20 protein-coding genes and 1 tRNA gene are annotated in these 21564 nt (G+C 67.0%); 11 read left to right on the top strand and 10 right to left on the bottom strand.

Annotated features, from left to right (window positions below):
• Window position 1: 1 nt before the first annotated feature.
• Entirely contained in the window at window positions 2–1651 is a 1650-nt protein-coding gene (gene argS / locus ACV095_RS07620; protein WP_018768420.1) for an arginine--tRNA ligase, read from the bottom strand.
• A 210-nt stretch (window positions 1652–1861) separates the two neighbouring features.
• Here argS and ACV095_RS07615 point away from each other — a divergent pair, with 210 nt between their 5' ends.
• The 4 genes from ACV095_RS07615 to ACV095_RS07600 all read left to right on the top strand — a co-directional run bounded on the left by ACV095_RS07615 (window position 1862) and on the right by ACV095_RS07600 (window position 4959).
• Window positions 1862–2353, top strand: a complete 492-nt coding sequence (locus ACV095_RS07615; RefSeq protein ID WP_166673024.1) for an FMN-binding protein — start codon at window positions 1862–1864, stop codon at window positions 2351–2353.
• A gap of 3 nt (window positions 2354–2356) precedes the next feature.
• Window positions 2357–3229 (top strand): FAD:protein FMN transferase, encoded by an 873-nt coding sequence (locus ACV095_RS07610; protein ID WP_478223219.1) that lies wholly within the window; start codon window positions 2357–2359, stop codon window positions 3227–3229.
• The gene (locus tag ACV095_RS07605) at window positions 3226–4776 is read left to right on the top strand and encodes an FAD-dependent oxidoreductase (RefSeq protein WP_134163841.1); all 1551 of its coding nucleotides are present in this window, start codon (window positions 3226–3228) and stop codon (window positions 4774–4776) included. The genes ACV095_RS07610 and ACV095_RS07605 overlap by 4 nt, the downstream gene beginning before the upstream one ends.
• Before the next feature lie 110 nt (window positions 4777–4886).
• Window positions 4887–4959, top strand: a tRNA-Arg gene (locus ACV095_RS07600).
• Between the two features lie 83 nt (window positions 4960–5042).
• Here the strand turns inward: ACV095_RS07600 and ACV095_RS07595 are convergent.
• Window positions 5043–5993: a cation diffusion facilitator family transporter gene (locus ACV095_RS07595; protein ID WP_478223218.1), complete on the bottom strand. Its 951-nt coding sequence runs from the start codon at window positions 5991–5993 to the stop codon at window positions 5043–5045.
• Window positions 5994–6118: 125 nt separating this feature from the next.
• Between ACV095_RS07595 and ACV095_RS07590 the strand changes: the two genes are divergently transcribed.
• Together ACV095_RS07590 and ACV095_RS07585 are read left to right on the top strand one after the other, a co-directional pair.
• Complete coding sequence (locus tag ACV095_RS07590) at window positions 6119–7171, top strand: M4 family metallopeptidase (RefSeq protein ID WP_134163840.1); 1053 nt, start codon at window positions 6119–6121, stop codon at window positions 7169–7171.
• A gap of 57 nt (window positions 7172–7228) precedes the next feature.
• The gene (locus ACV095_RS07585) at window positions 7229–7561 is read left to right on the top strand and encodes a protealysin inhibitor emfourin (RefSeq protein WP_056388014.1); all 333 of its coding nucleotides are present in this window, start codon (window positions 7229–7231) and stop codon (window positions 7559–7561) included.
• 11 nt (window positions 7562–7572) lie between these two features.
• Here ACV095_RS07585 and ACV095_RS07580 read toward each other — a convergent pair whose 3' ends face one another.
• Complete coding sequence (locus tag ACV095_RS07580) at window positions 7573–8541, bottom strand: GlxA family transcriptional regulator (RefSeq protein WP_018768427.1); 969 nt, start codon at window positions 8539–8541, stop codon at window positions 7573–7575.
• Between the two features lie 81 nt (window positions 8542–8622).
• Here ACV095_RS07580 and ACV095_RS07575 point away from each other — a divergent pair, with 81 nt between their 5' ends.
• The 3 genes from ACV095_RS07575 to ACV095_RS07565 all read left to right on the top strand — a co-directional run bounded on the left by ACV095_RS07575 (window position 8623) and on the right by ACV095_RS07565 (window position 13851).
• Window positions 8623–8790 carry a hypothetical protein gene (locus ACV095_RS07575; RefSeq protein ID WP_478223217.1) on the top strand — a complete coding sequence of 56 codons (168 nt, stop codon included), beginning with the start codon at window positions 8623–8625 and terminating at the stop codon, window positions 8788–8790.
• Window positions 8791–8868: 78 nt separating this feature from the next.
• Window positions 8869–12837 (top strand): ATP-dependent RNA helicase HrpA, encoded by a 3969-nt coding sequence (gene hrpA, locus ACV095_RS07570; RefSeq protein WP_478223216.1) that lies wholly within the window; start codon window positions 8869–8871, stop codon window positions 12835–12837.
• A 30-nt stretch (window positions 12838–12867) separates the two neighbouring features.
• A complete protein-coding gene (locus ACV095_RS07565; protein ID WP_478223215.1) occupies window positions 12868–13851 on the top strand; it encodes a beta-ketoacyl-ACP synthase III in 984 nt (327 codons plus the stop codon).
• Window positions 13852–13877: 26 nt separating this feature from the next.
• Here ACV095_RS07565 and ACV095_RS07560 read toward each other — a convergent pair whose 3' ends face one another.
• The 3 genes from ACV095_RS07560 to ACV095_RS07550 are packed head-to-tail and all read right to left on the bottom strand — an operon-like array spanning window position 13878 to window position 16407.
• Window positions 13878–14306, bottom strand: coding sequence for an HIT family protein (locus tag ACV095_RS07560; RefSeq protein WP_018768431.1), 429 nt, complete (start codon window positions 14304–14306; stop codon window positions 13878–13880).
• On the bottom strand, window positions 14303–15496 hold the full coding sequence (locus tag ACV095_RS07555; RefSeq protein ID WP_478223214.1) for an NAD(P)-dependent alcohol dehydrogenase: 1194 nt from the start codon (window positions 15494–15496) through the stop codon (window positions 14303–14305). The genes ACV095_RS07560 and ACV095_RS07555 overlap by 4 nt, the downstream gene beginning before the upstream one ends.
• The gene (locus ACV095_RS07550) at window positions 15493–16407 is read right to left on the bottom strand and encodes a sulfurtransferase (RefSeq protein ID WP_478223213.1); all 915 of its coding nucleotides are present in this window, start codon (window positions 16405–16407) and stop codon (window positions 15493–15495) included. Before ACV095_RS07550 ends, ACV095_RS07555 begins: the two co-directional genes overlap by 4 nt.
• 108 nt (window positions 16408–16515) lie before the next feature.
• Between ACV095_RS07550 and ACV095_RS07545 the strand changes: the two genes are divergently transcribed.
• Window positions 16516–17628, top strand: coding sequence for a PLP-dependent cysteine synthase family protein (locus tag ACV095_RS07545; RefSeq protein WP_478223212.1), 1113 nt, complete (start codon window positions 16516–16518; stop codon window positions 17626–17628).
• Here the strand turns inward: ACV095_RS07545 and ACV095_RS07540 are convergent.
• Window positions 17625–18281 carry an MBL fold metallo-hydrolase gene (locus ACV095_RS07540; RefSeq protein ID WP_134163834.1) on the bottom strand — a complete coding sequence of 219 codons (657 nt, stop codon included), beginning with the start codon at window positions 18279–18281 and terminating at the stop codon, window positions 17625–17627. The two genes, ACV095_RS07545 and ACV095_RS07540, sit on opposite strands and share 4 nt — an antisense overlap.
• A 116-nt stretch (window positions 18282–18397) precedes the next feature.
• On the opposite strand from ACV095_RS07540, the gene ACV095_RS07535 reads away from it, so the two are divergent.
• Window positions 18398–18859 carry a Fur family transcriptional regulator gene (locus tag ACV095_RS07535; protein ID WP_018768436.1) on the top strand — a complete coding sequence of 154 codons (462 nt, stop codon included), beginning with the start codon at window positions 18398–18400 and terminating at the stop codon, window positions 18857–18859.
• Here ACV095_RS07535 and ACV095_RS07530 read toward each other — a convergent pair.
• Genes ACV095_RS07530 through ACV095_RS07520 form a run of 3 tightly spaced genes read right to left on the bottom strand, consistent with a single transcriptional unit; the run spans window position 18837 to window position 21510 of the window.
• On the bottom strand, window positions 18837–19721 hold the full coding sequence (locus ACV095_RS07530; RefSeq protein WP_478223211.1) for a metal ABC transporter permease: 885 nt from the start codon (window positions 19719–19721) through the stop codon (window positions 18837–18839). The two genes, ACV095_RS07535 and ACV095_RS07530, sit on opposite strands and share 23 nt — an antisense overlap.
• Window positions 19721–20536: a metal ABC transporter ATP-binding protein gene (locus ACV095_RS07525; protein ID WP_056388027.1), complete on the bottom strand. Its 816-nt coding sequence runs from the start codon at window positions 20534–20536 to the stop codon at window positions 19721–19723. The genes ACV095_RS07530 and ACV095_RS07525 overlap by 1 nt, the downstream gene beginning before the upstream one ends.
• Complete coding sequence (locus tag ACV095_RS07520; RefSeq protein WP_478223210.1) at window positions 20533–21510, bottom strand: metal ABC transporter solute-binding protein, Zn/Mn family; 978 nt, start codon at window positions 21508–21510, stop codon at window positions 20533–20535. Before ACV095_RS07520 ends, ACV095_RS07525 begins: the two co-directional genes overlap by 4 nt.
• Window positions 21511–21564: the final 54 nt, after the last annotated feature.

Raw genomic sequence — 21564 nt, 5'->3', positions numbered from 1 at the left:
GTCACATCCGTTCCGGCGCCGAAACGCCCAGCAGGTCGAGTCCGTTCGCCAGCACCTGGCTGGTGGCGTCGTTGAGCCACAGACGGGTGCGGTTGAGGTCGGTCACGGGTTCGTCGCCCATGGGGGCAATGCGGCAGGCGTCGTACCAGCGGTGGTAGGCCCCGGCGATGGCCTCAAGGTGCCGTGCCACGCGGTGCGGTTCGCGCAGCTCTGCTGCCTTGGCCACGATGGACGGGTAGCTGCCCAGGTAGGACAGCAGCTCGTTTTCCGTGGCGTGGTCCAGCAGCGAGGCGTCGAACGCGGAACGGTCCACGCCCGCAGCCACGGCATTGCGTGCGGCGCCGCGCGAGCGGGCATGGGCGTACTGCACGTAGAACACCGGGTTCTCGTTGCTGTGCTTCTTCAACAGGTCCGGGTCAAGGGTCAGCGGTGAATCGGCGGGGAACCGGGCCAGCGAGTAGCGGACGGCGTCCTTGCCCAGCCACTCGATCAGGTCCTTGAGTTCGATGATGTTGCCGGCGCGCTTGGACAGCTTGGCACCGTTGACGGACACCAGCTGGCCGATCAGGACCTCGATGTTGACCTCGGGGTCGTCACCGGCAGCGGCGGCAATGGCCTTGAGCCGGTTGATATAGCCGTGGTGGTCGGCGCCCAGGAGGTAGATCTTCTCGGTGAAGCCGCGGTCCTTTTTGGACAGGTAGTAGGCGGCGTCAGCGGCAAAGTAGGTGGGCTCGCCGTTCGCCCGGACCATCACGCGGTCCTTGTCGTCGCCAAAGTCCGTGGTCCGCAGCCAGACCGCCCCGCCGTCGTCGAACACGTGGCCCTGTTCGCGAAGACGGGCCACGGCACTTTCAATGGCGCCGGCGTCGTGCAGTTCCTGTTCGGAGAAGAAGACGTCGAACTCGACGCCGAAGTCCGCCAGGGTGGCCTTGATGTCCTTCATCTGCGCTTCATAGGCGGCGGCGCGGATGACCGGCAGGGCCGCCACTTCAGTGAGCTCGCGGATGTCCGGGTGGGCAGTGAGCACTTCGTGGCCCAGGTCCGCGATGTACTGTCCCGGGTAGCCGCCGTCCGGCACGGGAAGGCCGTGCAGCCGGTTGTAGACGGAGGTGGCGAAGGTGTTCATCTGCGAGCCGGCGTCATTGATGTAGTACTCGGCCGTGACGTCGGCCCCGGACGCCCGCAGCACGCGGGCGATGGAATCGCCCAGAGCGGCCCAGCGGGTGTGCCCGATGTGCAGCGGCCCGGTGGGGTTTGCGGACACGAACTCCATGTTGACGGTGTGCCCGGCGAGCGCCGTGTTGGTGCCGTAGTCCCCGCCGGCCTCGACAATGACCTTTGCCAGGGCGCCGGCGGCCGCGGCGTCCACCGTGATGTTCAGGAAGCCAGGGCCGGCGATGTCGACGGCGGAGACGCCGTCGATGGTCTTCAACCGGCTGCTGAGGAGGGTGGCGAATTCGCGCGGGTTGGTACCCGCCTGCTTGGCGAGTTGGAGGGCAATGTTGGTGGCCCAGTCGCCGTGGTCCCGGTTCTTGGGCCGCTCCACGCGCACCTCAGCCGGAATGGCTGACGCCGCAAGGTCAATATCACCGGCGGCGACGGCGTCTTTGAGGCAGGCGGATATGGCGAGGGAAAGTTCTTCGGGAGTCACCCCTCTAGACTACCGGGGGCCAGTGACAGCAAAGAATTTGGCGGCCTGGGCCGCCCTTCCGGCTCCATGGACGGGTGGGCCCGGCTCCGCGGTGAACCATTCCGGCCCATCCGGCGTTGACTAGACCGTAACCACTGCCGCACGGGATTGCGCAAAGACGGCATTGCGCAAAGAGACCGGTACAGCCCCAACAGTGAAACGAGAGCCTTCATGAGACCCTCCACCCCTCAAAGCCCCGCCATATCCAGCGCCGCGCTCCGCAAGGGTATCTTCGCCAGCCTTGCAGGCCTGTCCCTCGCAGGAACCGTGGCCGGCTGTGCACCATCCACGGCGGACAGCACCCCGGGCGCTGCGGGAAGCCCGTCCACTCCTTCTGCGGGTTCTTCCGCCCTGGCCGGCAGCGGCGGCAATTACAGAGACGGCACCTACAGCGCGGACGGGAACTACGTGTCACCCAACGGCACGGAAACGGTGGGCGTTCAGCTGACGCTGGCGGCGGGAAAGGTCACGGACGTGCAGATCACCCAGCACCCGTCCAATCCGAACACCCGCAAGTTCCAGGGCCAGTTCGCCGGTGGCATCGCTGCCCAGGTGGTGGGCAGGAACATCGATGAACTGAACGTTTCCAAGGTTGCAGGCTCCTCCCTGACCAGCGGAGGCTTCAACCAGGCCGTGGACAAGATCAAGGCGGAGGCGCAGTAGGCGGTGTCCGTCACGGACTGGGATGACTTCCTGTTCCAGGGGATCGGAACCGGCTGGGACATCACCACTCCCCTGCCGTTACCCGCGTCCCTGCGCGCACGCGTGCTTAACACGGTTGAGAAGTTCGACGCCGACTGGTCCCGTTTCCGGGCCGACTCGCTGGTGTCGGACCTGGCACGGGAGCCGGGGCGTTATCAGTTTCCGGACGAGGCTGCTCCGCTGGGCGAGCTTTACAGCCTGCTCTACCGGGTGACCGGCGGCGCCATGACGCCGCTGATTGGCGGCAGCCTGGAGCGCCTGGGGTATGACGCAGCGTATTCGCTCCGGCCGGCCGGTCCGCCGCTGCCTGCGCCGGCCTGGGAATCGGTGCTCACGTGGTCCGGAACCGTCCTGACGGCCAGCGCCCCCGTGCTGCTGGACATCGGCGCCGCAGGCAAGGGCCTGCTGGTGGACCTCCTGGCCGCGGACCTGGCGGCCGCCGGCATCGGCGCCTTCGTCATCGACGCCAGTGGCGACCTGCTGGCCCGCGGGGCAGGACCCGTCAGCGTGGCGCTTGAACACCCCTACAACCCTGCGCAGGCGATTGGGACGATCTACCTGGACGGTCGCGCCCTGTGTGCGTCGGCTGCCAACCGCCGCGCCTGGGGGGACGGACTCCACCACGTCCTGGACGGGACCACCGGGCAGCCGGTGCGGACCGCCGTCGCCACCTGGGCCTTGGCGGGGACTGCCATGGTGGCCGACGCACTCGCCACGGCCCTGTTCTTTGTTCCCGGCGCCACGCTTCAGGAAAGCGTTGATTTTTCGTGGCTGACCGTCTTTTCCGACGGCAGCGCCGCCTACTCCGCCGAATTCGAAGGGATGCTGTTCCCATGAGCCCCGTGGAAACACCGCACCCCCCGGCGCCGTCCCTGGCCGGCCGGATGGGGACCGCCGTGGGCAGGTTCACCATGTACCGGGTTGTCCTAACAGTCCTGGCGGTCCTGGCCGCCTACAGCATCCTGCTCAACATCCTGGGCTGGCTGACGTTCGGTATCCCGGAAATGCTCGCGCACCTGGCGCTGTGCCTGGGCTTGACCTACGCCTCCAACCGGGCGCTGGCGGCGCTTTTCCGGGTCAACCCCCACACGGAGTCCTCCCTCATCACGGGGCTGCTGCTGTATTTCCTGTTCTGGCCGTCCCTGCAGCCGCTGGACCTGGCCGGGGTGGCACTGGCATGCGTCCTGGCCTCCGCCTCCAAATATGCCTTGGCGTGGCGCGGCCGGCACATCTTCAATCCTGCCGCCGCCGGCGCCTTCGCCACGGGCCTCACCGGGCTGAATATCGCTACGTGGTGGGCGGCAACTCCTGCCATGCTGTGGCTGCTGGTGCCGGGCGTGCTGCTGGTCCTGTACCGGACCCGCAAAGTGCTGATGGCATCCATGTTCACGCTGGTGGCCACCGCCATCATCACCCTTGAACTGCTTCGATCGGGCATGACGGCGGGCATGGGCATCTACCAGGCCCTGGCGCAGCGGCCGGTCCTGTTCTTCGTGGGATTCATGCTGACCGAGCCCCTGACCCTGCCGCCCCGCCGCAGGCACCAGCTGGCGCTGGCCGCCGTGGTGGGAGTGCTCTTCGCCGTCCCCTGGAACCTGGGCCTGTTCGCCAACTCGCCCGAGGCAGCCCTGCTGGCAGGCAACCTGCTGGCCTTCCTGGCAGGCCAGCGCGGGGCCGTGAAGCTCCGGTTCACCGGCACCCGGCAGCTGACGCCCGCCACCACCGAGTTCACGTTCAACCCGGCCCGGCCGGTGCGCTTCCTTCCGGGCCAGTACATGGAACTGGACCTGCCGCACGCCAGGCCGGACGGCAAGGGCCGACGCCGGGTGTTCAGCCTGACAAGCCCACCGCGGGAGCGGCTGGTGAAGTTCGCCGTGCGGACGGCCGGTCCCTTGTCTGCGGCAAAGGAGGCGCTGCTGGCCCTGCGGCCGGGCGACGAAGTGGCAGCCACGGCGGTGGGCGGCGACTTTGTCCTGCCGCGCGATCCGCACCGGCCGGTGTTGCTCATCGCGGCGGGAATCGGCATCACGCCCTTCGTTTCATACCTGTCCTCCGGGGGGCTGCGGGAGCGGGACGCCGTGCTCCTGCTCCTGGCCCATAGCGCAGGGGAAGTCGCCTACGCGGAGGAACTCCGGGACGCCGGCATCCGGGTGCTGGTGCGGTTGGCGGACGGTTCCCGGCCGCCCTCCGGCCTGGCCTCCGCTGCCGCAAACACCGGCCCGGGAGCCCGGCTGGACGGAGGGGCCCTTGCGGCGCTCGTGCCGGACATCGCCGCCCGTGACGTCTATGTTTCGGGGTCCCCGGCAAGCGTTGCATCGCTCCGCCGGGCGGCGAAGAGCGCCGGTGCCCGCCGGGTCCGGACGGACTCCTTCGCCGGCTATTGAAACCGCTTCTTTGCCTGTCCTTTCCTGGCCGTGGTGTCGGTTTTCCCTTGCGGGCCACCTTCCTGCTAAGCTCTAGGACGTCCCGCCGGGAACGGCAGGGAATACGGATTGCCCTCGTAGCTCAGGGGATAGAGCGTCTGCCTCCGGAGCAGAAGGTCGTAGGTTCGAATCCTATCGAGGGCACAGAAAACCCCCGCCGCTTCACTGAAGCGGCGGGGGTTCTTTCGTTTTCCGGCCTTTCCTGCTGCGCTGCGGAAGCCGCAGGATCAGAAATGCAGGGCAACCTCGTCAAGCGTGGCCAGGGTCAGCACGGCTTCCTCGACAGTTTCATGGTCTTCCAGCTCACGCTCGATCCGGCGCAGGACCACCGCCACCTCATGTTCGGGGTGGTCCCCCTGCAGGTCCACGGCCGCAACCAGGTACAGCTTGCGGGGACCGACGAATTCCAGGTGCAGGTACGTGAGCCGCGCGATCTCGGGGTGCGCCAGCACCCGTTGCGCCATGGACCGTTCAATGTCGGGGGTGACGCCCTGGCCCACCAGGAAGCGCCTGTTGCGGTCGATCAGGACGACGGCGACGACGGCCAGCAGCACGCCGACCGCGATCGAACCGATTGCATCGGGCAACGGCGATCCGGTGACCTGGTGCAGGAACACGCCCACGAAGGCTATGACAAGGCCGATCAGCGCGGCAGCGTCCTCGGCGAAGACGGCGCGCAGGGTGGGATCGGAGCTGATGAGCACCTGCTCCAGCGTGTGCCGGTCCAGCTCTTGGGCCGCCTTCCTGGTCTGCCGGAAAGCCTGGACAAAGGAGATGCCTTCGAAGACGAAAGACACCGCCAGGACCACATAGGCCACCATGAAATCTGCGGCCGGCTCCGGCTCGATGATCTCCTGGATGCCATGCATGATGGACACCACCGCGCCGGCGGTAAAGAGTCCGAACGCGGCGAACATGGACCACACGTAGGCTTCACGGCCGTAGCCCATGGGATGGCTCTTGTCCCTGGGCCTGCCTGAACGGCGCTCGGCGAAGAACAGGAACACCTGGTTTCCTGTGTCCGCCCAGGAGTGGGCTGCCTCCGCTGCCATGGAGGCCGAGCCCGAAAGGACTGCGGCCACCGACTTCGCCACCGCCACGAGCGTATTGGCTACGAAGGCGATGATGACCGTGAGGAGGGTGGAGCCGGGCTTGTTGTGCTTTTCGGTGTCAGCCATGCGCCTACCGTACCCATCTGGGCCTGCTGCAGCACCCGGAAGCCAACCGAATTCGCGGCGGCCGCCTGCAGTCAATTGTCGGAGGCTCCTCTTAGGCTGAAACCACCTAGCTGAGGGAGTACGCCATGCAAGTTCAGTTCTGTTCCATCGTTCCGCCCTACCTGTTGCGCCGGCTGGCCCAACAGGACGCACCGGGATTCTCTTCGGCGGCAAGCGCGGCCCGGAAGGCCCTTGGCCACATCGAATCATTCCAGGCAGCACGTGCACAGGCCGTCCCGGTCCTCCCGCCCGGGCTGCGCCAGGTCAAGCCGGGCCCGGTGGACCGCACCATCTACGATGCCGGCGGCGAAGAAACGCTCCCGGGCAGGCTGGTCCGGGAAGAAGGCGGGCGCGCCACCGGCGACGCCGCCACCGATGAAGCCTACGACGGCCTGGGTCACACGCACCGGCTGTATGCCGACGCCTTCGGCCGGGATTCGGTTGACGGACGCGGCATGAAGCTCGATGCCACGGTGCACTTCGGCAACCTGTACGACAACGCTTTCTGGAACGGCACCCAGATGGTGTTCGGTGACGGCGACGGCGACGTCTTTGACCGGTTCACCAAGTCCCTCAGCGTTATTGGACACGAACTGGCGCACGGGGTCACCCAGTACTCGGCCGGGCTTGCGTACCGGAACCAGGCGGGCGCCCTTAATGAGTCGATGTCAGATGTCTTCGGCGCCCTCGTTGAGCAGTACGTCAAGAACCAGTCCGCCGCCCAGGCCAGCTGGCTGATCGGTGAAGGCCTCTTTACATCCAAGGTCCAGGGGCAGGCCCTTCGGTCCATGAAGGCGCCCGGAACGGCGTACGACGACGACGTGCTGGGCAAGGACCCGCAACCCGACTCCATGGACTCGTATGTCCGGACCAGCGCAGACAACGGCGGTGTCCACATCAACTCCGGCATCCCCAACCGCGCGTTCTACCTGGTGGCGAACGCCCTCGGCGGCAATGCCTGGGAGGCGCCCGGCCGCATCTGGTACGAGACCCTTACCAGCGGTTCGATGCCGCCGGCCGCAACCTTCACCGTCTTTGCCCGCGCCACGGCACGGGCCGCCGCGGACCTGTTCGGTTCGGGGTCCAAAGAGCATGACGCCGTAACGGGGGCGTGGGAAACTGTGAAGGTCAAGGTTTAACCACCCCGGCTGACCGTCACTGGCCGCCGGGCCACAGGGAAGCCCAGGGGCCAGGCCATGAAGATCAAGGTGGAACGGAGCGGCGGGATAGCTGCGGTTACGCGGGTGTGGACGGTCGATGCGCAATCGGACAGCGACCTCAGCCAATGGCAGCCCCTGGTCGAGGCCTGCCCGTGGGATTCGGTACCCAAGACGCCAAGGGCAGCTGCCGAGCAATTTGCGGAAGCCCAACCGGACAGGTTCATCTACTCGATCCGGGCAGGGCAACGCAGGGCAGCACTTCCCGAGCAGGCCGTCACCGGACCCTGGCGGATTCTTGTGGACAGCGCACGGGAAGCGGCCGAGGAACTCCGCGCCCAGGAACGCCGCGACGAGCCCGCCCCGGGCTAGTGCAAAGGGTGCTACCCCGCCACAGCCAGTTGGCCGCGGAAAGCGCGGCGGTATGACTGCGGGCTGGTGTCCAGGACCTTGGCGAAGTGGTGCCGCAGCAGGACAGGGTGCCCGAAGCCGGACTCCCTGGCGATTTCTTCGATGTTCAGGTCCGTGGACTCAAGGAGTTCCTGGGCCCGGAGCACCCGCTGTGAATTGAGCCAGGCGGCAGGCGTCGCTCCGGTCTCGGACCGGAAGCGCCGGGCGAACGTCCTGGCCGACAGGTGCACGCGTGCCGCCAGTTCGCTTACCGTGTGCTCGCGGTCCAGGTTCTCCACCATCCAGCGCAGCAGCTCCTCCATGGGAGCTGAGCCGCAGGCCGGCATTGGCCGGTCAATGAACTGCGCCTGGCCGCCGTCGCGGTGCGGAGGAACCACCATGTCCCTGGCGATCGCGGCAGCCACCTTGGCCCCGAGTTCGACCCGCACAAGGTGGAGGCAGGCATCGATCCCGGCGGCGGTCCCTGCGGACGTAATGATGTTGCCGTCCTGCACGTAGAGTACGTTTTCGTCCACCTGCACGCCGGGATTTTCGGCAGCCAGTTGGCCGGAGTAGTGCCAGTGCGTGGTGCAGCGGCGCCCATCCAGCAATCCGGCGCGGGCCAAGGCAAAAGCGCCCGAGCAGATGGACATCACCCATGCCCCCCTTGCATCAGCAGCCCTCAGCGCCTCGACTACGGATTCATGCAACTCGTCGCCCCTCCCGTAGGGGGCCATGATGACCAGGTCCGCATCTTCGGTGGCTTCAAGTCCCAGGCCCACGTTGAGGGTCAGGCCTGACTTCAACCGGACGTCGCCAGGCTCCGGCGTGCAGACGCGGAAGTCGAAGGCCGGGACGCCGCTCCCCCGGCCGGATCTGTCGATGCCGAATACCTCGCAGGCAGTGCCGAACTCGAACATCGAGAAGTTGGGAACCACGATGACGGCCACTGATTTGAGCATGCTTCCATTGTGGCAGGAATTATGTCTTTTTGGGCATTTCTGCCACTTTTTCCCTGTTGCAGGATGGAGAAGCATGGAGGCATGGAAATCCTCATAAGCCTCCTCATCCTCCTGATCCTCCTCGTGGCCACAGCAACCATTTCAGCGCTTTTGCGTGATGGCCGGGGGCACACGCCTCCTGCCGAATCCCACGAAGCCTGGTCCGCCCTGGACCTCCCAAGCATCAACTACACGCTCCGCGTTTTCTAGGGCAGAACCAAAGGCGCCGGACACCTGCCGGCAGTACAAACGGGAAGCCGGGGCTCCCGCAGTAGACTGTCTGCAGCCATGACTTTTCATATCTCCTATCCCGCCGAGCTGCCGGTTTCCGAGCGCCGCGAGGACTTGATGGCCGCGATCGCGGCCAACCAGGTGACCATCATCGCCGGCGAGACCGGCTCCGGAAAGACCACCCAGATCCCCAAGATGTGCCTGGAACTTGGCCTGGGCGAGAAGGGACTGATCGGCCACACGCAGCCCCGGCGGCTGGCAGCCCGGACCGTGGCCGAGCGCATTGCGGAAGAGCTTGGCGTGGACATCGGCCAGGAGGTGGGCTTCCAGGTCCGTTTCACCGGTGAGGTAAGCAAGGCAACCAAGGTCAAGCTGATGACCGACGGCATCCTGCTTGCCGAGATCCAGCGGGACAAACTGCTGCGCAGATACAGCACCATCATCATTGACGAGGCACACGAACGAAGCCTCAACATCGACTTCATCCTGGGCTACCTCAAGCGGATCCTGCCGCAGCGGCCGGACCTGAAGGTGATCATCACCTCGGCCACCATCGACCCGGAACGGTTCGCCCACCACTTCGGGACCCCGGAACAACCCGCTCCCATCGTCGAAGTCTCCGGCCGGACCTATCCGGTGGAAATCCGCTACCGGCCGCTGTCCCAGCCCAAGGCCGACGACGACGACCCCTCGGACGATGAACTCGAGGAGGACCGCGATCCCCTGGATGCCGTCTGCGATGCGGTGGACGAGCTCGCGGCGGAGGCGCCCGGTGACATCCTGGTCTTCTTCTCCGGCGAGCGGGAGATCCGCGACGCCGCGGACGCACTCCAGGCCCGGATCCAGTCCAACCGAAGGCTGTCCAACACCGAGATCCTTCCCCTGTTCGCGCGCCTGAGCCTGCAGGAGCAGCACAAGGTGTTCCACCCCGGCAGCAAGCGCCGGATCGTGCTTGCCACCAACGTGGCGGAAACGTCACTCACGGTGCCGGGCATCAAGTACGTCATCGACACGGGCACGGCCCGCATCTCCCGGTATTCGCACCGCACCAAGGTCCAGCGCCTGCCCATCGAACGCGTCTCGCAGGCATCGGCCAACCAGCGCTCCGGCCGCTGCGGCCGGGTGTCTGACGGCATCGCCATCCGGCTCTACTCGGAGGAGGACTACGAGTCCCGGCCCCGGTTCACGGATCCGGAGATCCTGCGCACCAACCTCGCCGCCGTCATCCTCCAGATGACCGCCATGGGCGTGGCAAAGGGCCCCAAGGACGTTGAGGAGTTCCCCTTCGTCGAGCCGCCGGAAACGCGGGCCATCAACGACGGCGTTACCCTCCTTCGCGAGCTCGGCGCCCTGGCTCCCCCACGCCCGCAAGACAACGGCGGTAAGCCCGGGGCAGGCGGCGGCCTCACCGCCGTCGGACAGAAACTCGCCCAGCTGCCCGTCGATCCCCGCCTGGGCCGAATGATCGTGGAGGCCGGAAAACGCGGCTGCGTCCGCGAAGTCATGGTCCTGGCGGCCGCGCTGACCATTCAGGACCCCCGCGAACGGCCCACAGACAAGCAGCAGCTGGCCGCGGAAAAGCACAACCGCTTCCGGGACGAAAACTCGGACTTCACCGGCTACCTCAACCTCTGGAACTACCTGCAGGAGAAACAGCAGGAACTGTCCTCGTCGGCCTTCCGTCGGTTGTGCCGGGCCGAATTCATCAACTACCTGCGGGTTCGCGAGTGGCAGGACCTCTTCGCGCAGTTGCGCCAGCTTGCGCGGCCGCTGGGGATCGCCCTGGACAACAAGCGCCTGGCCGATCCCGTGGGCAACCATGACGGGATCCACATCAGCCTGCTGTCCGGGCTCCTGAGCCACATCGGAATCCTGGATGAGCGCAAGCGCGAGTATGCAGGTGCCCGCGGCAGCCGGTTCGCGATCTTCCCCGGTTCCGCGCTGTTCAAGAAGTCCCCCACGTTCGTCATGGCAGCGGAGCTGGTGGAAACCAGCCGCCTGTGGGCCAGGGTGGCGGCCAAATTCGATCCCCTGTGGGCCGAGCAGGTGGCACCGGACCTGGTGAAGCGCACCTACAGTGAACCGCACTGGTCCACGCGGCAGGGCGCGGTCATGGCCTACGAAAAGGTCACCCTTTATGGCGTTCCCATCATTGCCCAGCGGCGGATTAACTACGGCAGGGTGGATCCGGTCGTGGCCCGGGAGCTGTTCATCCGGCATGCCCTGGTGGAGGGTGACTGGAAGACCCACCACAAGTTCTTCCACCGCAACCGGGCGCTCCTGCATGAGGTGGAGGAACTCGAGGCACGCATGCGCCGCCGCGACCTGTTGGTGGATGACGAGACGCTGTTCGAGTTCTATGACGCCAGGATCGGCCCCGACGTGGTTTCCGAACGGCACTTCGATAAATGGTGGAAGGATGCCCGCCGGGAGAATCCGGACCTCCTGGACTACGACAAATCGCTGCTCCTCAGTGACGACGCCGATGACCTGGATGAATCGGCCTACCCCAAGACCTGGTTGCACAAGGGCTTCGAGCTTCCGCTGACGTACGAGTTCCACCCCGTGGCTCCTGGTTCACCGCCCAACCCGTCCGACGGCGTCACGGCCGAAGTTCCCGTCCTGTTCCTCAACCAGCTGGACGATGCCCCGTTCCGCTGGCTGATCCCCGGCCAGCGCGTGGAGCTGGTGACCGCGTTGATCAAGTCGCTGCCCAAGCAGGTCCGCAAGAACTTCGTTCCTGCTCCCGATGTTGCCCGGCAGGCGGTGGCGGTCCTCGAAGCGGACTTCGATCCTGCCCGGGATGAGCTGGAGCCGTCGCTGGAACTCGCGCTGCGGCGGATCCGCGGCGCCATCATCCCGCCCGGTTCCTGGAACTGGGACGCCGTGCCTGCGCACCTGCGCGTGAGTTTCAAGGTGGTGGACAGCGGCGGCAAGGTGCTGGGCGAAGGAAAGGACCTGGCCGAACTGCAGGAGAGGCTGGCTCCTGCCACCCGGCGTGCGATTGCAGACTCGCTCGGCGCCACGCCGGCCTCCACTGCGCCCGGCGCCGGCGGCAAGGCCCAGCAGCGCAGGAACGGCAAGGCGTCCGACGCCGGAGCAGCCACACGCCCGCAGGCTGCCGGGGTGGCGGGAACCTCCGCCGCGGCCGGGTTCGTGGAGCAGGAAGGCCTGACGGAATGGAGTTTCGGCACCATCGAACGCCAGGTGAGCAGCATGGTCAAAGGCCACACCGTCACCGGGTACCCGGCCCTGGTGGACCAGGGAACCTCAGTGTCGCTGCGGGTCTTCCAGACACAGGAGGAACAGCTCGACGCGATGCGCGGCGGCGTGATCCGCCTGCTTGCCCTGCGGGTTCCGGCGCCGGACCGCTACGTCCTGGAGCACCTGAGCAACACGGAAAAGCTGACCTTCAGCCAGAACCCGCACGGCTCGGTATCCGCCCTCATCGCGGACTGCGCGCTGGCGGCCATCGACAAGCTCACCCCCGCGGACCTTCCCTGGGACCGGAAGGCCTTTGACCAGCTGTATGAGCTGGTGCGTGCCGAACTGATCGACACCGTCTTCACGGTCACCGCCGTGGTGGAGCGCATCCTGGCCAGCACCCGCCGGATCGAGAAGCAGCTCAAGGGCACCACCAGCCTGGCCCTGATCAGCGCGCTCAACGACGTCAAGAGCCAACTGGAACAACTGGTGTATCCCGGTTTTGTGGCACGCACGGGCTACGCACAGCTCAGCCAGCTGCCCCGGTACCTGGCGGCCATCGAGAAGCGGCTGGAGCGGCTGCCCGGCAACGTCCAGCGCGACGCCCTTAACATGGCTGTCGTCCAGCGGCTTGAGGACGACTACGACGATGCCGTCTCGGCGCTGCTGCCGGGACGGCGGGCAGGACGCGAGTTAACCCAAGTGCGCTGGATGATCGAGGAACTTCGGGTAAGCCTGTTCGCAGTCGAGCTCGGCACCGCGTATTCAGTGTCTGAGAAGCGGATCCGCGCCGTGCTCAACAAAGCACTGGCCCCCGCCTAGCGGCGGCCAGCCACCAAGGAGAGGAATCCAATGAAGCTCACGCTTGCCCAGGGCCCGGCAGGGACAGAGATTGCAGGGCTCGGCCACGCCCAGCCCGCGCGCATCATGGAAAACCATGAGCTCGAGGGCATGATGGACACCAACGACGAGTGGATCCGCCAGCGCACCGGCATCGTCACAAGGCACATCGCCGGCGAGGGCGAGACAGTGGTGGACCTCGCGGTTCCGGCGGCACGGATGGCCCTGGCCGATTCGGGCGTCGCGGCCGCGGACATCGACCTCGTGGTGGTGGCCACCACCACGGCCGCCGAACGTTCCCCCAACACCGCGGGCCGGGTGGCCGAGGCGCTGGGCCTGGGACGGGACGGCCGGGGACCGGCCATCATGGACGTCAATACGGCCTGTTCGGGCTTTGAGTACGCCCTCGGCGTGGCCGACCAGGCCATCCGCAGCGGCAGCGCCTCCCACGCGATCGTCGTTGGCGCGGAAACCCTCTCAGCCGTGACCGACTGGACGGACCGCGCGACGGCGGTGCTCACCGCGGACGGCGCCGGCGCCGCCGTCGTGCGTCCGTCGGAGACGCCCCGCATTGGCCCGGTGGTGTGGGGGTCCGAGGGCGGCATGGCCGATGCTGTCCGGATCTCCCCGCCGTCGGGCAGGTTTTCGCAGAACGGCCGCGAGGTGCTGCGGTGGGCCCTGACCAAAGCGCCGGAGCGTGCCCGCGAGACGGTGGCCAGGGCGGGGCTGGCGCTGGACGACATCCAAGTCCTGGCCGCGCACCAGGCCAACCTCCGCATCATCGAACCGCTGGCCGAGGCCCTGGGGCTGTCGGACCGGATTGTCATCACCGACGTCACCGAGTCCGGGAACACGTCCGCTGCCAGCGTGCCGCTGGGGCTGAGCAAGTGGTGGCACTCCGGAAGGATCCCGGCGGACGTCCCCGCACTGCTTTTCGGCTTCGGCGGCGGCTTCACCTATGCGGGCATGGTGGCGATGACGCCGCGCCGGGACTGATCTCCCTGCCAGCCCTTCCCCGCGTCCTACCTGCCGGGCACGAACTCCCCGTACCCGGCGGCCCGGAGGCCGTCGCGCAGTTTCTCCGCGTTGGCGTCGAGGACTGCGGGGTCCGGGTTCTGGTCCGCCGATCCGAAGTCGAAGTCGGCCATGCTTTGCGATGGCCACACGTGGACGTGCAGGTGGTTGATTTCGTAGCCCGCCACGATAAGGCCCGCCCGGCGTGCCCCGAAAATGTCCACCTGGACGGCACCGATGCGCCGTGCCACTTCCATGACCTTGGCCAGTGTTTCCGGCGACGCGTCCGTCCAGCGGTCCACTTCTTCGGTGGGAACCACCAGCGTGTGGCCGTCCGCGAGCGGGCCGGTGGTCAGGAACGCCGAAACGTCGTCCTCCCGCCACACAAACCGGCCGGGGATCTCACCCTTGATGATCTTCGTGAACAGTGTGCTCATGCGTCTGCCTCCTCAGCGGCTGCCTGCAGCGTGCCGGTATCCAGCACGAACCGGTACTTAACGTCTCCTGCGACCATCCGGTCGTAAGCTTCATTCAGCTGGGCGGCGGTCACCATCTCAATGTCGGCCACCACGCCGTGTTCAGCGCAGAAATCCAGCATCTCCTGGGTCTCGGCAATCCCGCCGATCAAGGACCCTGCATAGGCGATCCGGCGCCGGATCAGAGCACCCGGGTTGACCGGCGGCATCGCCTCGGAGGGCAGTCCCAGCTGGAACAATGCCCCGTCCACGCGCAGGGTGCGGAAGAAGGGGTTCAGGTCGTGCGGGGCGGCAACGGTATCGATGATGAGGTCCACCGTGCGGTCCGCGGCCGCCATCGCCTCCCCGTCCCGGGACAGGACAACCTCGTCCGCGCCAAGCTCCAGCGCGGCCGCCACCTTGGACTCTGACGTGGTGAATACCACCACCTTCGCCCCCATCGCCTTTGCAAGCTTGACGGCCATGTGGCCGAGCCCGCCCAGCCCGACGACGCCCACCACGTCCCCTTCCCCGGCGTCGAAGTGCCGCAACGGGGAGAACGTGGTGACGCCGGCGCACAGCAGGGGCGCGACGGCGGCCGGGTCCAGCGACGCCGGGACACGCAGGACGTACCGGCGGTCCACCACGATGGACGAGGAATACCCGCCCTGGGTGATTGCGTCACCGTTCCGCCGGTCCTTGGCACCGTAAGTGCCGGTCATCCCGTTTTCGCAGTACTGCTCAAGACCGTCAAGGCAACTGTCGCACTCGCGGCAGGAGTCCACCATGCAGCCCACGCCCACCCGGTCGCCTATGGCGAAGTCGGTAACGTCCGCGCCGATCCTGCTGACGGTTCCCACGATTTCGTGGCCGGGAACCAGGGGGTACGCCTGGCCGCCCCATTCTCCGCGGGTTGCGTGCACGTCGGAGTGGCAGAGCCCGCAGAACTCGATGGCGATCTCCACGTCGTCCGGCTTGGGCGCGCGCCGGGCCACGGTCAGCGGCACCAGTCCGCTCTCCCGGGAGACCGCACCCCAGGCGCCGGCAAGCGATCCGGCTTCAGCGGCGGGGGCAGCATCAGATGCGGGATCCAGAGGGTTGGAGGGGTCGTTGGGTTGGGCTGGATCTATGGGTTTTGCTAGGGGCGGTGGTACCGGGCGTCCTGGTGTCATAGTGCGACGCTACCCCCGCCGCCTGCGGAGTTTCCAGCCGGCCTTCCGCCCTCCCGGGCCTCCGTTCCGCCGCCCCCGGGTTCCGGACCCACGGCCACCGGCAGCCCGGGCCGGTTGGACCACTCCGAAAAGGAGCCTGGGTACAGGGCTGCCGGAAACCCGGCGAGTTCCAGTGCAGCCACCTCGTGGGCGGCCGTGACGCCGGACCCGCAATAGACGGCCACCGGGAGGCCTGCCACCACGCCAAGGGATTCAAACCTCCGCCGCAGCTCTTCCCGCGGCAGGAACCGCCCGGCGTCGTCCACGTTCCCGGTGGTGGGGGCGCTCACCGCTCCCGGAATGTGTCCGGCACGGGGATCAACCGGTTCGACCTCGCCCCGGTACCTCTCCCCTGCCCTGGCATCGAACAGCAGCCCATCCCTCGGCCAGGCTGCGGCAGCACCGGCGTCGACCACTGGCATCTGCCCGCTGCCCAGCTCCACGTCGCCGCGCGCGGGATGGACCGGGCCCGGTTCGAGGGGCAGGCCGGCGGCACGCCAGGCGGCCAGGCCGCCGTCGAGCAGGTACACCTCATTGAGGCCGGCATCGCGGAGCATCCACCACACCCTTGCGGCCGCCATGTTCGCGCTGTCATCGTAGGCGACCACGACGTCGCCCTTCCTGATGCCCCAGCGCCGGGCCGACTCCTGGAACTGTCCGGCGGAGGGCAGGGGGTGCCGTCCCCGGTCCGGAACCGCCGGGTCGGACAGCTCGGAGGCCAGGTCCACGAAGACGGCACCCGGCAGGTGCCCTGCGAGATAGTGTTCGTGGCCGTGCGGATCGCCCAGGACCCAGCGCACGTCCAGCAGCACCGTCCGGCGCCCGGCGCCGAGCCTGGCCTGGAGGGCGGCAACGTCCAACAACGGTTTCATCGGTGCTCCTTCTGCAGCGTGCTGACGGCGGACGCGGGACATCCTGCCTGGACGGCCGCCGGTCCCACTCTAGACGGGGAGTTCCCGGCCCGCGGGTAGGCTGGACTGGTGACGATCGAGGGCAGCACCGGCAGGAACGATGGCGGAACGGACCGGGACTGGGCCGACCAGGCCATCCGCACCATCACCGCCGAAAACAACCGTTCCGCGGACACGCACCTGTACTCAGTGCCGCTGCCGGAACAGTGGGGCATCCGGCTGTACCTCAAGGACGAGTCCACGCACCGCTCCGGCAGCCTGAAGCACCGGCTGGCCAGGTCCCTGTTCCTTTTCGGGCTGGTCAACGGCTGGATCCGGGCGGACACCACCATCGTGGAGGCCTCAAGCGGCAGCACCGCGGTCTCGGAGGCCTACTTCGCCCAGTTGCTGGGTTTGCCCTTTGTCGCCGTGATGGCCCGCACCACCAGCCCGGAAAAGATCGCGCTGATCGAAAAGTTCGGCGGCTCCTGCCTGCTGGTGGAGAACGCCACGGATGTGTATTCGACAGCCGAAGAAGTAGCCGCCACCTGCAACGGGCATTACATGGACCAGTTCACGTTCGCGGAGCGGGCCACCGACTGGCGCGGGAACAACAACATCGCCGAATCGATCTTCGGACAGCTCAGCCTGGAGCCACATCCGGTGCCGGAGTGGATCGTGGTTGGCGCCGGTACGGGCGGAACCAGCGCCACGATCGGCCGGTACCTGCGCTACCACAGCCATCCCACACGGTTGCTGGTGGTGGACCCGGAGAACTCGGCCTTCTATCCAGGCTGGCTGGGGGAAGCAGCCGGACGGCCCACCGGCCTGCCCTCGCGCATCGAAGGCATTGGCCGGGCCCGGATGGAGCCGAGCTTCATCCCTACGGTGATCGACCGGATGGTCCAGGTGCCGGATGCCGCCTCGGTGGCAGCAATGCGGCACCTGAACTCATTCGCCGGCCTGCATGCAGGTCCCTCCACCGGAACCAACCTGTGGGGAGTCTGGCAGACGGTGGCCGAGATGCTGTCCGAAGGCCGCAAGGGCAGCATCGTGTCGTTGATGTGCGACGGCGGCGAACGGTATGCGGGCAACTACTGGAACCAGGACTGGCTGGCTTCCCAGGGGCTGGATCCGGCGCCCCACGAGGCCGTGATTTCGCGCTTCCTGGACACCGGGGAGTGGACCGGCGCGCCGGCCTAAACCTCCACGGACTCGCGGGCGGCCAGGTGCCTGTATTCGGTGCCGTACTTGGCGCCGATCCGCTTGACATGGCCTTCAACGATGCCCAGGCCGTTGTCGTTGAGCAGGCCGTCATGGATCTGGAAGGCGCGCGGCGCCCGCACACCGATGACGAAGTCAACAACCTCGGCGGACTTGCTCCACGGCGCGTGCAGCGGGACCAGGAGCGTCTGGACCTGGATTCCGTCCGGGATGATGAACGAGTCCCCCGGGTGGTACACGTTTCCGTCCACCAGGAAACCGATGTTGGCAACCACCGGGATCTGCGGGTGTATCAGGGCGTGCTGGCCGCCGAAGCTGCGGATGTCGAAGCCGGCGGCCTGGAAGGATTGGCCGGGTTCCACCGTATGGATGCGGTCTGCCGCGGCGGCGGCTTCCCGGCGCAGTTGCCCGGCCACGCCCCCGGGGGCATACAGCGCCAGGCCCGGGTCTCCTTCGAGGGCGGCGACCACGGCCTTGGTGTCAAGATGGTCTGCGTGTTCGTGGGTCACCAGGACTGCCTGGGCCCCTGACAGCGCCTCGGCTGATTCGGAGAAGGTGCCGGGGTCCAGGACCAGGATGCGGCCTTCCTTCTCGAGCCGGATACAGGCGTGGGTGTACTTGGTCAGCTTCATAGCGCCAGCCTAGGGTCCGCCCCGGAAGCCTGTCCACGGACCCTGTCCTGCACTCCGGCCCATGAAGCTCCGGCTGGTAATCTTGGTGTTTGCCCCCCACGGAAGCGAGTTCGTCCATGCCGATCGGCGTCAAGGCTGATTCCGCCGCCCCATCCCCGGCAGGAGGCGGCAGGGAACAGCGCGTTACCAAGCAGCGCAAGGCCGTCAGTGCGGCCCTGGACCACCTGGACGACTTCGTCAGCACGCAGGAGCTGTACCGCATCCTGCAGAACCAGGGCGTGTCCGTGTCATTGGCCACTGCCTACCGGATCCTGCAGTCACTCGCCGATGAGGGACTGGTGGATGTGCTGCGCAATGGCGACGGCGAGGCCGTGTACCGGCGCTGTGCGGTGACCGCGCATCACCACCACCTGCTGTGCAGGAACTGCGGAAAGGCGGTGGAGGTGGAGGCACCCGCCGTCGAAACGTGGGCGGTGCGCACGGCCGCCGAGCATGGGTTTACCGAGGTGGACCATACCGTGGAGATTTTCGGCCTGTGCCCTGACTGCACCGCCCTTAAGGCTGCCGGGAAGCTGTAAGGACCCGCCCGTTGATGCCGCGCGCGGCGCGCCCGGAGCTGATGGCGCGGCAGGCCACGTAGATCAGGAACGACAACGTGGTGACGTAGGGGCTGATGGGGATCCGTCCGCCCAGTGCCAGCAGGATTCCGCCCACCGTTGCGGTGACAGCAAAAACGACGCTCAGGACCACCGCCGCAACCGGCGACGACGTGACCCGCAGGGCCGCGGCCGCCGGCGTAATCAGCAGCGCAAGCACCAGCAGGGCGCCGACCACCTGGATGGACAAGGCCACACTGATGCCCAGGAGGACCATGAAGACGAGGGCCAGCGTGCGGACCGGGACTCCCCGCGCCTCGGCGAGTTCGGGATCCACGCTGGCGAAGGTGAGCGGCCGCCAGATGGCCACCAGCACCAGCATCACCACGACAGCGGTCCCGGCGAGGGCCTGGAGCTGGACGGTGTCCACGGAAACGATTTGCCCGGTGAGGAGCCCGAACTTGTTTGCGGCCCGGCCCTGGTACAGGGACAGGAACAGGATTCCGAGTCCCAGGCCGAACGGCATGATCACGCCGATGGTTGAGTTCTTGTCCCTGGCCCGGACACCCATCAGGCCCAGCAGCAGCGCTGCCGCCACCGATCCTATGAGCGAGCCAAAAACCACGTCCGCACCGACCAGCAGGGCGAAGGCGGCGCCGGCGAAGGAAAGTTCGGAGATGCCGTGGACCGCGAAAGCGAGGTCCCGCTTCATGACGAACGTGCCCACGAGGCCGCCAAGGAGCCCCAGGATGGCGCCCGCCCAGATTGAGTTCTGGACCAGGACCAGCAGTTCGCCGTAGTTGTCGAAGTTGAAGATGGCACCGAGGATGCTGTCGGCGTCCATTACGCTGCCTCCCCTGCCAGGGCGTCAGCCTCGGCGTGGTGGTGGGTGGTGGCATCGGGCAGGCCAACGACGACGATCCGGCCGTTGGCGTGGATCACCTCCACCTGGGTGCCGTAGAGGTCGGAGAGCACTTCCGTGGTCATGACCTCTTCCGGCGTCCCCACCCGGAACCGTCCCCCTGCCAGATACAGGACCCGGTCCACGTAGTCGATGATGGGGTTGATTTCGTGGGTAACGAAGACAACGGCGCTGTTGTGTTCGCGGCTTTGTTTGTTGATCAGGGCGCTGACTGCCTGCTGGTGGTGCAGGTCAAGGGACAACAGCGGCTCATCGCAGAGCAGGACCTGCGGATCAGTTGCCAGTGCCTGCGCCACGCGGAGCCGCTGTTGCTCCCCGCCGGAGAGCTGGCCAACGGGGACCTTGGCGTAGTCGGAGGCGCCCACCAGTTCCAGGAGCTGGTCCACCCTGCGGTTTGTCTTGCCGGCCGACAAGCGGATGCCCCACCGGTGCCCGTCGACTCCCAGGGCCACCAGGTCGCGGGCACGCAGGGGCGTGTCCTGCGGAAACGACTTCTGTTGTGGAATGTAGCCGATCAGGTTGCTGCCGCGTTCCACGGGCCGGCCGCCCAGGAACGCTTGTCCGGAGTGCAGCTTCTGCAGGCCCAGGAGGACCTTCAGGAAACTGGTTTTGCCGCTGCCGTTGGGACCCAGCACGGCGAAGAACTCACCGGGCCTGATGTCCAGGTCCAGATCCTCCCAAAGCGTGCGCTGACCGAACCTGAGGCAGGCCCCGCTGAGGCTGACGACGGATTTCACCTGTTTGACTCCAGAATTTTGCTGACGTTGTTCACATTGTCCGTCATCCACTGCACGTAGGTCTTTCCCTCAGGCAGGGTTTCGGTGAAGTCCACCACCGGAACCCCTGCGGCTTCAGCAGCCTTCTTCAGTGCTTCCGTCTGCGGGCCCTCGGTCTGCGCGTTGTAGGCCAGCAGCCGCACTGTCCCGGAAGCCACCAGGTCTGTGGCCTCCTTCATGGCGGCGGGCGGGACGTCAGTGCCCTCCTCGATCGCGGCAGTGTAGGCCTCAGGTGTGGCGTTCTTCAGGCCCGCATCTTCGAGCAGGTAGAGGGGAACGGGTTCGGTGACCGCAACCTGTCCTCCGGCCGCCGCGCCTTTCCGGGCCTCCAGCTTGCCGTGCAGGTCTGAGAGGGAGGCCTTGAAGGCGCCGGCGTTGGCTGTGAACGTGGCGGCAGAACCGGGATCCAGCGTGCCGAGCTTCGCCGCAACACTGTCGGCCATCCGCTCCATGGCCGGCAGGCTGTACCAGACGTGTTCGTTGAAGTTGCCGTGATCGTGCCCGCCAGGGCCTTCGGCGGCCGGCCCGGTCGAGGCGGAAGCCTCCTCCTCCGGGTGGGCAAGGCCGGAGACTTCGACGGCGGTCAGCACCGAACCGCCGTCGAGCTTGCTGCTCTCCACCAGGGTATGAAGGAAGTCGTCGTAGCCGCCGCCGTTTTCGATGACCAGCTGCGCCTTCGAAACAGTGAGGCGGTCCTGGGCGGTTGCCTGATAGGAATGCGGATCCTGGCCGGCGTTGTTGATGATCGCGGTCACGCTGACCTTATCCCCACCGATGCTCCTGGCAATGTCGCCGTACACATTCGTCGAGGCCACGACGTTGATCCCCTGCGTGGAAGCGGGCGTCCCGGACTGCTGCGGGCTGCACGCACTGAGCAGAAGGCCAAGGCCCGTCAGGGCGGCAAGGAAAGAGCTGGCAGCGGCGGTACGGCGCACGGGAAACCTCAGTTCACGCAGATGGGGAGGACGACAGTGCAAGCCTATACCTAA

This window comes from Arthrobacter sp. JDC6 (assembly GCF_056484025.1).
This window is presented reverse-complemented; position numbering and strand designations above follow the sequence as displayed.